Here is a 14,415-nt window from a genome sequence, read left to right on the forward strand (position 1 = left end):
AACGGTTTCCGGGACGTGGCGGCACCGCTCCCGGTGCGTGACTTTCGCCGTCCCGGCCGATTTCGGTTTTTCGCGGCGGTTGAGATCGAGTCTTCGACTTCGCCGAACGCTTCGGTGATGACGGCCGCCGTGTTCGATTTCTTCCGCTTCGCGATCGATATCCACTCAATCGTGTGGGGCGCGGACAGCTTGATCGGTTCCGTCTGATTCTTTCGTGCGAGATTCTCGTGGCGAGATCGTTGTTTCGGGTGGCGACCTTGCCGACTCGTCTGGACACGTACAGTGGCAGAGCGTGACTAACTTCACGAAAAACATTCGTGTTTAGTGTCACGGTATGGTGTTCGCTGTGATTTCCGTCTATGGTTACTCCTCGGTAAGAGTAATGCAGGTCACTCACTGTGTTCTGTGTCGCAACGCTCCGGTGGGGACTGTCCGATCAAGTACCGCACACACCGAGGTGAATACATGGCGGCGAATCGCGAGATCGAAACCGATGACGGCAACGCGTCCAACGGGCGCACCCGGTGGCGCGTCTTCGCGCTGGTGTTGCTCGGAAGTTTTTCCGCGATCGCGTTGATGCTGACCGGTCTTTCCAAGGGGGCGATGGCCGCCAACTTCGCCGTGTCGGGAGTCACCTACAAAGCATCGGCCGACAAATTGGTGGCCGAGGGAGTGGCCCAATTCGGCGCCTATGACAAGGGATCCGGCGAGAAGAACCACCCCGTGTTGGTCAACGCGTTCAAGCACGCCGAGCTGAGTGATTTCTGCCAGTCCTTCGTGGTGGAAGACCTACCCGGGATCGGTGATGCCACCGTCCGCATCGAGGCGCCCGGCGGTATGGAGGCGCAGCGCCTCGTGCTCGGAGTGGAGCAGGTCAACGGTGACCTCACCCTCAACGACGTGCAGATCGGTAGGGACGCTTCCCAGCTGGACCTCGGCCCCGAGGGCGTGGGCGGTTCTCCTGGAGCGTTCGGTATCCAGGCCACCGGTGCGCAGATCGACGGTCTGCGGCAGCAGGCGTGGTCGACCACCGCCTCCACGCTCAATCTCCGGGACGTCGAGATCACGACCAAACCCGGTCATCACCCCTGCTTCTGATCACGCGGTGGACCGCTTCTGATTACGCGGCGGGCGGCCTCGCGTCCGCTCGGGAAGAAGGAACGGGCCCACGGCTCGGTCGCACCGGGAGGGAGGACCAACGGTGAGAGGAACCATCGGCAACCGTGGCGGTGTCCCGGCTGTACTGGCCGGATTCCGGCGCTGGCGTCGCACGAGACCCTTCTGGGGTGGGCTGTTCACCCTGCTCGCGGCCCTGCTGCTGTTGTACCCGCCCTACGCCTCGTTGAAGTTCGGCGATATCGAGGTGTCACTGCGTACGACGGCCGGTATCTCCGCTCTGGTGATCGGAGTGGTGATGATCGCCTGTGCCCTGTCGTTCTGGATCCGTCCCGAGTGGCGGTTGTCCGCGGGCATCGTGGCGCTGTTGCTGTCCCTGGTCGCGTTGGTGGTGGTCAATCTCGGGTCCTTCCTGATCGGAACGACGCTGGGGGTGATCGGCTCCTCGCTCGCGATCGCCTGGTCGCCCCGGCGCGCGCCGGGACGCGAAACCCGCGAAACCGCCGCCGACCGCTCCGGACGCTCCGAGCGTGCTCGACGGGGGCCTGCCGCGTACAAGCCCTCCCCGGTTCCTAGGGAGAACGGGGCGCGTGAGGGGGAGACGGCACGCGGCGGGGAGACGGCAGACTTGACCGAGGCTACGAGAATCGGCGAAGGAGACAAGTGAGGGAGGAACAGCGAACCCGGCGGGGCGGCCCGGGGCGAGTGTCGGGACTGGTGCCCCCTCACCCCCGTGTCGGCGCCGTGGCCGCGCTGCTCGCCGGGCTGGTGGTGCTGGGAAGCGCGGGCGGGTTGGCCCGGCCCGCTCTCGTGGCGGCACAACAGCCGCAGCCGTCGGGCTCGGAAGCGGCGCCGAGCGAACCCGGTTCACCGTCCGCCGGGCCGGAAACCACCGCTGCTCCGGACGGAACCGCGTCTCCGGAATCCACGGTCCCCCCGGCATCAGAGGCACCTTCCTCGGAGACCGGGACGAGCTCCTCGCCCCCGGCTTCCACGGAGACCGGTGCCACGACATCCCCTTCCGAGAACGGGGACACCCGGCTCCCGCTCGCCTCGGAACAATCCCCGGACGTGCGCCCCGGCCCGGGGCGCAGCTGGACGCTGACCGCGAGCTCCCTGACGCTGCGCGGGGTGCACTACCACGGTTTCGCCATGCGGGAAGTCGCGGGTGAGCAGGTGCGTACGATGCACTTCACCGTCGACGAACTGCTGATCCGCGACCTCGTGCAGCGTGGTGACCTGGGCAACGGCAAGGTGGCCCGGGTGGCGGCGGACCCGGGGTCGGTCTCGACCATCACCGAGGGGCCCATCGAGCTCTACACCCAGAAACTGACCGGCACGCTCAACGTGGTCGGCTATCCGCTGGTCCCCGTGGAGATGTCGCCCGAGGCGTTCCTGCTGCCCGACGTGGATCTCGGCTTCCTGGAACTGCCCGAGCTGACGTTCAGCGACGCGGTGGTGCGCAACGCCGAGCTCAGTGGCGGTAAACTGTTCATACCGGGTGCGGGGATAGCCCTGGAATGATCGACTGTCCCACCGGCTCGGCACGGTTCGGCCCCTGCGGCGGGGCGCCGGATGTCGGACTGTATGATAAGCGGGAAATTCTCGCCGCCGGACGGGCGGCAGGGGTTCCACGCCTGTAGGAGACGGGGCTCATCCGAATGGGGCTCACCCGGCAGGGTCAGCTTCGTCGCTGTGGCGAGAACCCCCTGTGACGCCGCCTGGTCGGCGTACTGGGATCTCCGGACAGCCGGGGAGGGCGTCCGTCGCAGACTGGTGAACTAGCGAAACCGAGCAGCAGGAGACTTCCGACTCATGTACGCGATCGTCAAGACCGGCGGCAAACAGTACAAGGTGGCCGTCGGGGACGTCGTCGAGGTTGAGAAGCTCGAGGGCGAGCAGGGTTCCGAGGTCACCCTCCCGGCGCTGATGGTCGTCGACGGCTCCGAAGTCACCGCCGACGCCGAAGCGCTGCGGAAGGTCTCGGTGACCGGCAAGCTGGTCGAGCAGACCAAGGGTCCCAAGATCCGGATCCACAAGTTCAAGAACAAGACCGGCTATCACAAGCGGCTGGGACATCGGCAGAAGCTGACCCGCGTCGAGGTCACCGGCATCACCAAGTGAGGGCGTGAGAATACATGTCAACCAAGAAGGGCGCGTCCAACTCTCGGAACGGCCGTGACTCGAATCCCAAATTCCTGGGAGTGAAGCGTTTCGGCGGCCAGAAGGTAAACGCAGGCGAGATCCTGGTGCGGCAGCGCGGTACCAAGTTCCACCCCGGCGGCAACGTGGGGCGCGGCGGTGACGACACGCTGTTCGCGCTCTCGGCCGGCTCGGTGGAGTTCGCGCGCAGGCGCGGCCGGAAGTTTGTCAACGTCGTACCGAGCGAGGCCTGAACCGGCTTCGCCGCGTGCCCCGAGTGGGAACTCTCTGACCGGACTCCCTCGCACGAGGTGATCGACTCCGGTAGGGCGATCCGCTTTCGGGCACACACTTGTTTTCCGCGAGGGGCGGGTCCGGTCCGTGCACCGTGACCCGCCCCTCGCTTGGTTTCTCCCCGGTCCTGGAGGTTTTCGTGTCGCGCTTCGTCGATCGCGTGACGATTCATGTCGCCGCAGGTGACGGAGGTAATGGTTGCGCCTCGATCCACCGGGAGAAGTTCAAGCCACTGGGGGGACCGGACGGCGGCAACGGGGGCAAGGGTGGTGACGTCACGCTCGTGGTGGACTCCGGGGTGCACACCCTGCTGGACTTCCACTACCGTCCGCACGTCACCGCGACCCGCGGTACCCAGGGCCGCGGCAGTATGCGCAACGGCGCCGCCGGTGCGGACCTGGAACTGCCGGTTCCGGAGGGAACCGTTGTCTCCACCCCCGACGGGGAGGTACTGGCCGACCTCGTCGGTGAGGGCACCAGGTTCGTGGTCGCCAATGGCGGCCGAGGCGGACTGGGCAACGCCGCGCTCATCTCCAGGGCCCGCAAGGCTCCCGGTTTCGCGCTGCTGGGCGAGCCCGGCCAGCGGCAGGACGTGGTGCTGGAGCTGAAGTCGGTAGCCGACGTGGGGCTGGTCGGGTTCCCCTCGGCCGGCAAGTCCTCCCTGGTGTCGGTGCTTTCCGCCGCCAAACCCCGCATCGCCGAATACCCGTTCACCACGCTGACCCCCAACCTGGGTGTGGTGAGCGCGGACGACAAGGTCTTCACCGTCGCCGATGTTCCCGGGCTCATTCCCGGTGCCAGCGAGGGACGTGGCCTCGGGCTGGAGTTCCTGCGGCATCTCGAACGGTGCGCGGTGCTGGTCCACGTGGTCGACTGCGCGAGTTTCGACCCCGAGCGCGACCCGCTTTCCGACATCGACGCGCTGGAAAGCGAGCTGGATCGCTACACCCCTGCCCTGAGCGAGGAGCAGGGCGCGGTTGACCTCGCCGAACGACCGCGACTGATCGTGCTGAACAAGATGGACATCCCCGACGGCCGCGCCATGGCCGATCTGGTTCACGAGCAGGTGCGCGAACGCGGTTGGCCGGTGTTCGAGGTCTCCACCGCCACCCACGACGGGCTTCGGGAACTCCGCTTCGCCCTGGCCGAGGAAGTGGAGCGGTTCCGGGCGAGCCTGCCCGCCCCCGAGCCCAGCCGCCCGACGGTGCGGCCGAAGGCCGTCGACAGCGGTGGTTTCACCGTGGAAGCCGATCCCGAAGAGCCCGACGCCTACGTGGTGCGGGGGGACAAGCCCGAGCGGTGGGTGATGCAGACCAGCTTCGACAACGAGGAGGCCGTCGACTACCTGTCCGACAGGCTGGCCAAACTCGGCGTCGAGGAGGAACTGGCCAGGCAGGGGGCCCAGCCCGGCAGTCAGGTCACGATCGGTTCGGTCACCTTCGACTGGGAACCAACCACCCCGGAGGGCAACGCCGCCGTGCGTGCCACTCGTGCCGGGGGACAGCCCCGGACCTCGGCCGACCAGCGCAAGGCCGCCAAACGTGCCCGACGTACCGGGACGACCGACGAGTCCGGGCACCCAATGGCCGAGTACGACACGATCGAGGACTCCGAGGACGAGGACGACTCGCTATGAGTTCCGGTGAACTCGCCGCCCTGACATCTCCGACCCGGAACGCGATCTCGGCGGCGCGCCGGGTCGTGGTCAAGATCGGTTCCTCCTCGTTGACCACGGCGGAGGGCGGTCTCGACGAGAACCGTCTGGCGGCTCTGGTGGAAACCGTCGCCGCACGGATGGCGGAGGGCAGTCAGCTCGTGCTCGTCTCCTCCGGAGCCATCGCGGCGGGAATCGCTCCGCTGGAACTGGGGAAACGGCCCAAGGACCTGGCCACCCAGCAGGCTGCCGCCAGCGTGGGGCAACAGGCGCTGGCACACGCCTACGCCGCCTCGTTCGCGAGGTTCCGACTCACCGTGGGACAGGTACTGCTGACCGCCGACGACGTCGTCCGCAGGGCGCACTACCGCAACGCGCACCGCACGCTGCACCGGTTGTTGAACCTCGGTGCCGTCCCGGTGGTCAACGAGAACGACACGGTCGCCACCGCCGAGATCCGCTTCGGTGACAACGACCGGTTGGCGGCGCTGGTGGCCCATCTCGTCGGTGCCGACGCCCTGGTGCTGCTCTCCGACGTCGACGCGCTCTACGACGGCGACCCGCGTGACGGTGCGGCCGGTCCGGTTCGCGAGATCTCGGCGGCGCGGGACCTGGAAGGGATCACAGTCGGGGCGAGCGGAGCCTCCGGGCTGGGGACCGGCGGGATGGCCTCCAAGGTGCAGGCCGCCCGGGTGGCCTGTTCGGCCGGTATCCCCGTCCTGCTTACCTCGGCGGACCTGGCCGGCGACGCCCTCGGGAAGGCCGACGTGGGCACCGTGTTCGCGGCGACCGGACCGCGGTTGTCCGCACGACGTTTCTGGCTGGCACACGCCGCCGGAGCACAGGGCAGGCTGCACCTCGACGAGGGAGCCGTTGACGCCGTGCTGCGGCGACGGCGTTCCCTGCTGAGCGCCGGTGTCACCGGTGTCGAGGGGGCGTTCGAGGGCGGCGACGTCGTCGAGCTGGCGGGACCGTCCGGTGCGGTGGTGGCACGCGGCGTGGTGTGCTTCGACGCCGCCGAGCTGCCCGACCTGATCGGCCGTTCCAGCCACGAGCTGCCGTTCGAACAGCGGCGTGAGGTCGTGCACGCAGATGACCTGGCCCCCCTCACCTGATTACATGTCTCGCCGCCGCGTTTTCCGCAGGTGCTCGGGTGGCGGAACCTCCGGCACGGCTCTCGCTGCGGGGAGACCCGACATCGGGTAGCGACCTGCACAACGTCGGGCCTTCCTCGCGAGAGCCGCCCGGGAGTACCCGCGGCGGTGCCGGATGCGAGGGTGGTGGGGGTTCGGCTTTCGGAGCACCAAGGGCGCCGTCGGAGGTTCCACCGCGGAAGCACCCCACGGCAACGGTCCCGAGAATTCTCACGTGCTGGCGAGGGTGAGGGGGAGCACCCCGGACGCGCCGGACTTGCGCAGCATGCGGGCCACCACGGTGAGGGTCCATCCGGTGTCGGCGTAGTCGTCCACCAGCAGCACCGGCCCGCCGAGATCGGCGAGGGGGACTTCCTCCGGCAGGCTGAACCGTGACCACAGCCCGGCCAACCGCCGTGCACTGTTGTGACTGCGTCGCGGTGTCCGAGTCGGATCGTGTGCCACGTGACCGAGCAACCGCAGCCTGCCGATGGTGGCGATGCGCTCCGCCAGCCCGGAAACCAGCATCGGTCGCGAGGACGAGCCCATGGCCACGACCCCCACCGGTCGTTCCTTCCACTCCCATTCGGCGAGCACCCGTACACAGGCCTGCACCAGCTCCTCCGGAACCTCGCGATCGGAAGTGTCCGGACGCAGCAGCTCGCGCAGCTTGTCACCCCACCCGATGTCGCTCAGCCTGCCGAGCGCACGTCCCGGTTCGTGCTGTTCGGCCGGTGGGATCTTGCCCGAGACGGGGATCCCGACCTCCCGCATCCCGTTCGGCCACATCTTGCGGGGGCTCAGCGTGATCCCGGCGCGCTCCAGTCGTTGCCGGGCGGACTCGGAAGTGTCCGGGCTCACCTCGGTGGAGTAGACCGTTCCGGTGCAGTTGTCACAACGTCCGCACGGTGCGGCGTGGGGATCGTCCAGCTCGGCACGCAGGAACTCCATGCGGCACTTCGTGGTTCGCTGGTACTCCAGCATCGACTGCTGTTCGACCTCTCGCTGCCGCGCGATCCGTTCGTAACGTTCGCTCTCGTAGGACCACTCGACGCCGGTGCTGGTCCAGCCGCCCTTCACGCGCCGCACCGCGCCGTCCACATCGAGCACTTTGAGCACCATCTCCAGCCGGGACCTGCTCAGCTCCACGTGCGGTTCCAGCGCGGCGGTGGCGAGCGGTTTGTCGGCGCTTTCCAGGGTCGCCAGTACCGCGCGCACGGTGTCCTCGCCGGGGAAGGTCAGTGAAGTGAAGTAGTCCCAGATCCGACGGTCCTCGTCGCCGGGCAGCAGCACCACCTCGGCTCGTTCCACACCGCGTCCGGCGCGGCCGATCTGCTGGTAGTAGGCGATCGGGGAGGCGGGTGCGCCCAGGTGTATCACGAAACCGAGGTCCGGTTTGTCGAAGCCCATACCCAGTGCCGAGGTCGCCACCAGTGCCTTGACCTCGTTGTTCAGCAGTGCCGACTCCGCTGCGGCCCGCTCGTTCGCCTCGGTGCGCCCGGAGTACGAGCTGACAGCGAAACCGCGGTCACCCAGGAAGTCCGCGACCTCCGCAGCGGTGGACACCGTCAGGGTGTAGATGATCCCGGAACCGGGAAGTCGTTCGAGGTTGTCGGCCAGCCACGCCAGGCGTTCCCGGGTGGAGTGCAGCGGGACCACGCCGAGTCGCAGGCTCTCGCGGTCCAGCGAGCCGCGCAGCACCAGCGGGGTGTTGGGGGCGTCCGAATCCTCGGTGACCCCGAGCTGCTCGGAGACGTCGTGCACCACCCGGTCGTTGGCGGTGGCGGTCGTGGCCAGCACCGGCACCCCGTCGGGCAGCTCGGTCAGCAGGGTCCGCAGTCTGCGGTAGTCGGGCCGGAAGTCGTGTCCCCAGTCGGAGATGCAGTGGGCTTCGTCGACCACCACCAGCCCGGTGTTGCGGGTGAGTTCCGGCAGTACGTTGTCCCTGAAGTCGGGGTTGTTCAGTCGCTCCGGGCTGACCAGCAGTACGTCCACATCGCCGACGGCGACTTCCTCCTCGATCGAGGCCCACTCCTCCTGGTTGGCCGAGTTTATGGTGGCGGCGTGCACCCCCGCCGCGGCGGCGGCCTCGACCTGGTTGCGCATCAGCGCCAGCAGTGGGGAGACGATGACGGTCGGTCCTTCGCCCAGGTCGCGCAGCAGGGCCGTGGCCACGAAGTAGACGGCTGACTTGCCCCAACCGGTCCGCTGCACCACGAGGGCCCGACGCCGCTCCAGCACCAGGGCGCGGATGGCGCTCCACTGGTCCTCGCGCAGCGTGGCCGTCGGTCCGGCCAGCGCACGGAGGTGTTGTTCGGCCATTTCTCGAAGCGCCTGTTCGTCCACGGGCCGATTCTTACCGAAACCCGCTGTCGTCGGGTTAACGGGTGGGTTGCCGTCCATCGTCCGATGACTTCTCGGGTGTCATCGGATCGCCCGCGACCCCACGCGCCTCGCGGGCACGCCAGTACGGCCGTCGAACACGCGGCGGACGACCGAGCGGAGCGATAGGGTACCGACGAGCACGGCTGACCGTGTGAGGTGACCACGAATCGGACACTGCTGAAGTGTTCCTCGCCTCACTCCTGTGTTGTAGTGGGCCGTGTCACGATTTCCGGCGTTCGGTGAGTTACTTCCGGTGATCGGATGAGCGTGTCGGCACCGTCTCGGGAGGCGGGTTTGTGCGAGGACCGGCAGCCACGGCGAAAGCGCGATCCGACGGCGACCAGGACGGCGCTGTTGCGCGCGGCGGGCGAACTGTTCGCGGAGCGCGGTTTCGACCAGACCACGGTCCGCGAGGTCGCCGCGCGTGCCGAGGTCAACCAGGCACTGCTGTTCCGGTACTTCGGTTCCAAGCAGGAACTGTTCGCCGAGGTGCTCAGTCACAACAGTGAGGCCCTGCTGCGGAGCGGTCCCGCGGCGGAGCTGCCGCGTCGCATCCTGGAGAGCGTGCTCTCCGAGCACACGCGTTCCGGTGCCGAGCACACGCTGGTGGCCCTGCTGCGCTCCCTCAGTGATGAGCGGGCGGCCACGTTGTTGCGCGACGAGCTGGGTGGTTCCTACTCGGAGCGGCTCGCCTCGCTCACCGACGCCCCGGATGCCGAGCTGCGTGCCGACCTCGTGCTGGCCTGGTTCTTCGGTGTGGGCATGATGCGATCCGTGCTGCGCAAGAGTCCGCTGGCCGAGGCTTCGCCCGAGCTGATCGTCGACTACCTGATGCGTGCCGTTCCGCTGCTCCTGGAGCGGAACGAGCCTTCCGACGACGAGTGACCGATGTTCTCCGGTCGTTCCGGGGCGTACTCCGAGCGCGGGTACTTCCGGGCGATGGGTGCTTCCGTTACCTGTTCGGCGGAATGCGTGGCACGGTCCGGGATCTTACTATGCGGGTAGTAAGCGGTTGCTTACTTGTCGTCTCGTGTGCGGGAGCCGAGCATGACCACCATCGACCCGACGCCGCGAACCTATCCGTTCAGCGCGCCCGACAGGCTGCGGCTGGACCCGTTCTACGCGGAGCTGCGCAAGCAGGAACCGGTCTCGCGGGTGCAGCTTCCCTACGGCGAAGCGGCATGGCTGGCCACCAGATACTCCGATGTGCGCACCGTCTTCGCGGATCCGCGGTTCAGCCGCGCGGCCACGGTGGACAAGGACGAGCCACGCGCGCGCCCGATCCCGCAGCAGACCGGCATCCTGACCATGGATCCACCGGAGCACACCAGGCTGCGCAAGCTGGTGGCCAAGGCGTTCACCGCTCGCAGGGTCGAGCAGCTGCGACCCCGCGCACAGCGGATCGCCGATGACCTGAGTCGGGCCATGCGGCGCGGCGGCCCCCCGCTGGATCTGGTCGAGGAGTTCGCGCTGCCGCTGCCGATCACCGTGATCTGCGAACTCCTCGGGGTTCCCTACGAGGACAGAACCGACTTCCGGGTCTGGTCGGACGCCTTCCTGTCCACGAGCAAGCTGTCCGAGCAGCAGGTCAACGACTACATCGGACAGATGCGCGCCTACATGGCCGGGTTGGTCGAGCAGCGGCGGGAGCATCCCGCCGACGATCTGCTCAGCGCGCTGATCCAGGCGAGGGACGAACAGGACAAACTCTCCGAGACCGAACTGCTGGACCTCTCGGTGGGGCTGCTCGTGGCCGGACACGAGACCACGGCCACCCAGATCCCCAACTTCGTCTATGTACTGCTGACACATCCCGAGGAGCTCGACTGGCTGCGTGCCGATCCGGAACGGATTCCCGCGGCCGTCGAGGAACTCATGCGGTTCGTCCCGCTGGGGGTGAACGCGGCCTTCCCACGTTATGCCCTGGAGGACGTCGAGCTCGGCGGTGTACTGATCCGCGCTGGTGAGCCGGTCCTGGCCAGCCTCGCTTCGGCCAATCGGGACGAGTCCGTCTTCGAGGATGCCGACCAGCTCGACCTGCGACGCGACTCCAACTCCCACATCGGCTTCGGGCACGGGCCGCACCATTGCCTCGGAGCGCAGTTGGCGCGGATGGAACTGCAGGTGGCGTTGGGCACGTTGCTGCGGGACTTCGAGGATCTGCGGCTCGCGGTGGACGAACCGGATGTCTCCTGGAAGACCGGGATGCTGGTGCGCGGACCGAGAAATCTCCCGGTGACTTGGTGATCCGGTGACGGTGCCGCGCCGCCCGGAGTCCGGCGGATCCTTCCGTCGGTCTCGCCGGGCCGAGGACGAGCCGTGGGACGAACACGCGGAACCGGCGACGTCAGCGCCGAAAACGTGAAAGGTGATCGGATGAGTTGGCAGGTAGAGGTCGACGGCGAGACGTGTATCGGATCGGGAATGTGCGCCGCCATCGCCGAGGAGCACTTCCAGTTGGTCGACGGTGTCTCGCGCCCGTTACGAACGGACACCGAACCGGATGACGACGTGGTGGACGCCGCCGAGTCCTGCCCGGTGGAGGCGATCCGCGTTCGCGACGCACAGTCCGGCCGTACGTTGGCACCCGAGCCGTGACCGGGCGTCTTGCCAAGGGGGTCCACGCCGCGACCCGCGGGTGATCGTGCGCCGTTCTCCGTGGGGTCAGTCACGGCACGGCGTCCTTCCGGGATCTTTCCGTCGCGTGGTGACTATGCTGGGGCACCATGTCGCGTCCTCGTCGAATCGGCGTCATGGGGGGAACCTTCGACCCCGTCCATCACGGCCATCTCGTCGCAGCGAGTGAGGTGCAGGCCCAGTTCGGCATGGAGCAGGTGCTGTTCGTGCCGACCGGGCAGCCCTGGCAGAAGGGCCACGAGGATGTGAGCTCGGCCGAGGACCGCTACCTGATGACGGTGATCGCCACCGCCTCCAACCCGCGGTTCTCGGTCAGCAGGGTCGACATCGACCGCAGTGGGCCGACCTACACGATAGACACGCTCTCCGATCTGCGGCGGCAGTACCCCGACGCGGAGTTGTACTTCATAACCGGGGCGGACGCGCTGGAGCAGATCCTCTCCTGGCATCGGGTGGATGACCTGTTCGATCTGGCGCACTTCATCGGAGTCACACGTCCGGGTTACTCCCTGGACGACGAGCATCTGCCGCGTGGTTCGGTCAGCCTGGTCGAGATCCCCGCCATGGCCATCTCCTCCACCGGATGCAGGCAGCGCGTCGAGTCCGGTCTGCCGGTCTGGTACCTCGTTCCGGACGGAATAGTCCAGTACATCAGCAAGCGAGGCCTCTACCGCCGTTTCGGGCAGTCACCGGCGCAGGAGTGGGGGCCGTAGGCAGCCCGGGCCGAGCGTTACGCGTGCGGCGGGCAACCGGTCCGGCCCTCTCCCACTCGTCCGGCACCTCGCCCGGGGCGACCGGTACGGTCCGGTGGATTCCGCCCGTCGAGCGGGGGACGGTTATCCTCGTTCGGAGTACGGGTGGCAGACCGTGACCACCGAGAGGAGCGATGTGGCAGCCAGTGAGAACGCCCGCAGTCTGGCGTTGGTGGCCGCGCGGGCGGCTGCGGACAAGAAGGCAGAGGAACTGCTTCTGCTGGACGTGTCCGACCGACTGATCATCACCGACTGCTTCGTGATCGCCTCCGCTTCCAACGAGCGGCAGGTCGGAGCGATAGTCGAAGCGATCGAGGAGAAGATGCGGACCGCGGGGACGAAACCGGTTCGCAGGGAGGGCACCCGGGAAGGACGTTGGGTGCTGCTCGATTTCGTCGACGTCATCGTGCACGTGCAGCACTCCGAGGAGCGCGCCTTCTACGAGCTGGAACGGCTCTGGAAGGACTGCCCGGTCATCGAGTTCGACCACGACGGTGCTCCCGACGACTCCGCCGAGCAGCACAGCGAAGAGGGCAGTCAAGCGTGACCCTGCAACGGCTGGTGCTCTGGCGGCACGGCGAGACGGACTACAACCTGGCGGGGCGTATCCAGGGGCACCTCGATTCCGAGCTCACCGAACTCGGGCTGGAACAGGCCAAACGCACCGCGCCGCTGGTGGCGGGGTTCGGGCCCGAAGTGGCGGTGAGCTCGGACCTGCGTCGTGCCAGCACCACAGCCGCGGCGTTCGCCGAGGTCACCGGGCAGGAGGTCCGGCTGGACAAGCGGCTGCGCGAAACCAACCTCGGGCAGTGGCAGGGACTCAGCGGCGCCGAGGTCGAGCAGGGGTGGCCCGGGGCGATGGGTACGTGGCGCACCCAGCCGACCTTCGCGCCACCGGACGGCGAAACCCGGGTGGCGGTAGCCGAGCGCGCCTACGAGGTGGTGTGCGAACTCGACGAGGCCGTGGAAGGCACGGCGCTGTTGTGCGCGCACGGCGGTCTGATAACAGCGCTGACCGCCAGACTGTTGGGGTGGCCGACCGAGATCTGGTCCAGCCTCGGCGGGGTGGGCAACTGCGGTTGGGCCGTGCTCTCCCGCAGCACCCTCGGCAAGCACGGCTGGCGGCTGACTACCTACAACGGCGGGTTCGTCGAATGACACTCCCCCGGATCGCTCGTGGTTCCCGGCGGAGCCCGCGTTGAGCGTCGCCGTGGTCACCGATTCGACCGCGTACCTGCCCGCGCGACGGGTCGAGCACTACGGCGTGCGTGTGGTTCCGCTGCACGTGAGCACGGAGGCCGAGCAGTACAGCGACGAGACCTCGTTCGGTCCGGGGCGCCTGACCGAACAGCTGCGCCGCGGCAGGCGTGTCACCACTTCGGGGGCGACGGTTGCCGAGTTCGCCGCCGCCTACCGCGCGGCGCTGGACGCGGGAGCCGAGGGTGTGCTCTCGATCCACCTCTCCGGTGAACTCTCCGGCACGGTGGATGCCGCTCGCACCGCCGCGCGCGAAGTGGCGCCCTCGGTCATCAACGTGCTCGACTCCCGCTCCGTTGCCATGGGGCTGGGATTCGCCGTGCTGGCTGCCGCGGAGCTGGCCGAGGGAGGCGCCGGGTTGCAGGAGGTCACCGGAGTGGCCGAGCGCGTCGCGGCGCGCGGAACCATCCTGTTCTCGGTTCAGACGCTGGAGTACCTGCGCCGTGGCGGGCGCATCGGCACCGCCTCCGCCCTGCTGGGAACGGCGCTGGCGATCAAACCGCTGCTGCGGCTGCACGACGGTGTGATCGACGCCGCCGAGAAGGTGCGGACCACCAGCGCGGCCGTGCGAAGGCTGGAGCAACTGGCCGTCGAGGCGGCCACGACCGAGTCCACGCGGCAGTCTCCCACCGGTGATCCGCGCCGACCGGCGCTGGCCGTCCACCACTTGGCGGCGCCGGGACGGGCCGAGACGCTCGCCCGAAATGTCCGAGGGCGACTGCCGGGGTGCTCCGACTGCGTTGTTTCCGAGGTCGGAGCCACCATCGGAGCCCACATCGGGCCGGGCTCGGTGGGGGTCGTCGTGCTGCCCGGTGGGTGGAGTGCCACCGGCAGTACACCTTTCGACGACTGATCGGAATTTTCCGCCCGGGTTGTCGGGACGCCGGCTCAGCGGAACGCAAAAGCGTGGCCGGGCAGCGATCCGGGCACGACGCCCCGCGGCGCGTTCCGATTTTCCACATCGCCTCGCGGCACTCGGCTCCACCTCGTATTGTGCGGCTCGCCGCCTGCGTGTTTGTCCACAACGCACTCGGCTGTCCACCGG

At 68.0% G+C, this 14,415-nt stretch carries 16 protein-coding genes; 15 read left to right on the forward strand and 1 reads right to left on the reverse strand.

Annotation, left to right across the window (positions count from 1 at the left end; all coding sequences use genetic code 11):
- The first annotated feature begins 15 nt into the window (after positions 1 to 15).
- The 8 genes from J2S53_RS22360 (at position 16) to proB (ending at position 6,321) form a co-directional block, all read left to right on the forward strand.
- Entirely contained in the window at positions 16 to 207 is a 192-nt protein-coding gene (locus J2S53_RS22360; protein ID WP_456242639.1) for a hypothetical protein, read from the forward strand.
- Between the two features lie 258 nt (positions 208 to 465).
- Positions 466 to 1,098, forward strand: a complete 633-nt coding sequence (locus J2S53_RS22365; RefSeq protein WP_456242640.1) for a DUF6230 family protein — start codon at positions 466 to 468, stop codon at positions 1,096 to 1,098.
- 103 nt (positions 1,099 to 1,201) lie between these two features.
- On the forward strand, positions 1,202 to 1,783 hold the full coding sequence (locus J2S53_RS22370; protein ID WP_456242641.1) for a DUF6114 domain-containing protein: 582 nt from the start codon (positions 1,202 to 1,204) through the stop codon (positions 1,781 to 1,783).
- Positions 1,780 to 2,640, forward strand: coding sequence for a hypothetical protein (locus J2S53_RS22375; RefSeq protein ID WP_456242642.1), 861 nt, complete (start codon positions 1,780 to 1,782; stop codon positions 2,638 to 2,640). The genes J2S53_RS22370 and J2S53_RS22375 overlap by 4 nt, the downstream gene beginning before the upstream one ends.
- A 291-nt stretch (positions 2,641 to 2,931) precedes the next feature.
- On the forward strand, positions 2,932 to 3,240 hold the full coding sequence (rplU, locus tag J2S53_RS22380; protein ID WP_092630791.1) for a 50S ribosomal protein L21: 309 nt from the start codon (positions 2,932 to 2,934) through the stop codon (positions 3,238 to 3,240).
- Positions 3,241 to 3,254: 14 nt separating this feature from the next.
- Positions 3,255 to 3,512 carry a 50S ribosomal protein L27 gene (gene rpmA / locus J2S53_RS22385; protein WP_092923565.1) on the forward strand — a complete coding sequence of 86 codons (258 nt, stop codon included), beginning with the start codon at positions 3,255 to 3,257 and terminating at the stop codon, positions 3,510 to 3,512.
- 167 nt (positions 3,513 to 3,679) lie between these two features.
- Entirely contained in the window at positions 3,680 to 5,188 is a 1,509-nt protein-coding gene (gene obgE, locus J2S53_RS22390) for a GTPase ObgE (RefSeq protein WP_456242859.1), read from the forward strand.
- Positions 5,185 to 6,321 carry a glutamate 5-kinase gene (proB, locus tag J2S53_RS22395; protein ID WP_456242643.1) on the forward strand — a complete coding sequence of 379 codons (1,137 nt, stop codon included), beginning with the start codon at positions 5,185 to 5,187 and terminating at the stop codon, positions 6,319 to 6,321. The genes obgE and proB overlap by 4 nt, the downstream gene beginning before the upstream one ends.
- A 249-nt stretch (positions 6,322 to 6,570) precedes the next feature.
- Here proB and J2S53_RS22400 read toward each other — a convergent pair whose 3' ends face one another.
- A complete protein-coding gene (locus J2S53_RS22400) occupies positions 6,571 to 8,685 on the reverse strand; it encodes a RecQ family ATP-dependent DNA helicase (protein WP_456242644.1) in 2,115 nt (704 codons plus the stop codon).
- 300 nt (positions 8,686 to 8,985) lie between these two features.
- Between J2S53_RS22400 and J2S53_RS22405 the strand changes: the two genes are divergently transcribed.
- From J2S53_RS22405 to J2S53_RS22435, 7 genes are all read left to right on the forward strand, one after another.
- Positions 8,986 to 9,609 carry a TetR/AcrR family transcriptional regulator gene (locus J2S53_RS22405; RefSeq protein ID WP_456242645.1) on the forward strand — a complete coding sequence of 208 codons (624 nt, stop codon included), beginning with the start codon at positions 8,986 to 8,988 and terminating at the stop codon, positions 9,607 to 9,609.
- Positions 9,610 to 9,771: 162 nt separating this feature from the next.
- Positions 9,772 to 10,971 (forward strand): cytochrome P450, encoded by a 1,200-nt coding sequence (locus tag J2S53_RS22410; protein WP_130466681.1) that lies wholly within the window; start codon positions 9,772 to 9,774, stop codon positions 10,969 to 10,971.
- 129 nt (positions 10,972 to 11,100) lie between these two features.
- Complete coding sequence (locus J2S53_RS22415) at positions 11,101 to 11,322, forward strand: ferredoxin (RefSeq protein ID WP_092976248.1); 222 nt, start codon at positions 11,101 to 11,103, stop codon at positions 11,320 to 11,322.
- A 128-nt stretch (positions 11,323 to 11,450) separates the two neighbouring features.
- A complete protein-coding gene (gene nadD, locus J2S53_RS22420; RefSeq protein ID WP_130466682.1) occupies positions 11,451 to 12,074 on the forward strand; it encodes a nicotinate-nucleotide adenylyltransferase in 624 nt (207 codons plus the stop codon).
- Between the two features lie 175 nt (positions 12,075 to 12,249).
- Positions 12,250 to 12,660 carry a ribosome silencing factor gene (rsfS, locus tag J2S53_RS22425; RefSeq protein ID WP_456242860.1) on the forward strand — a complete coding sequence of 137 codons (411 nt, stop codon included), beginning with the start codon at positions 12,250 to 12,252 and terminating at the stop codon, positions 12,658 to 12,660.
- Positions 12,657 to 13,271: a histidine phosphatase family protein gene (locus J2S53_RS22430; protein WP_456242646.1), complete on the forward strand. Its 615-nt coding sequence runs from the start codon at positions 12,657 to 12,659 to the stop codon at positions 13,269 to 13,271. Before rsfS ends, J2S53_RS22430 begins: the two co-directional genes overlap by 4 nt.
- Positions 13,272 to 13,311: 40 nt before the next feature.
- Positions 13,312 to 14,223, forward strand: a complete 912-nt coding sequence (locus tag J2S53_RS22435) for a DegV family protein (RefSeq protein WP_456242647.1) — start codon at positions 13,312 to 13,314, stop codon at positions 14,221 to 14,223.
- Positions 14,224 to 14,415: the final 192 nt, after the last annotated feature.

Origin of the sequence: Actinopolyspora lacussalsi (assembly GCA_030803735.1) — a bacterium.
GTDB lineage: Bacteria > Actinomycetota > Actinomycetes > Mycobacteriales > Pseudonocardiaceae > Actinopolyspora > Actinopolyspora lacussalsi.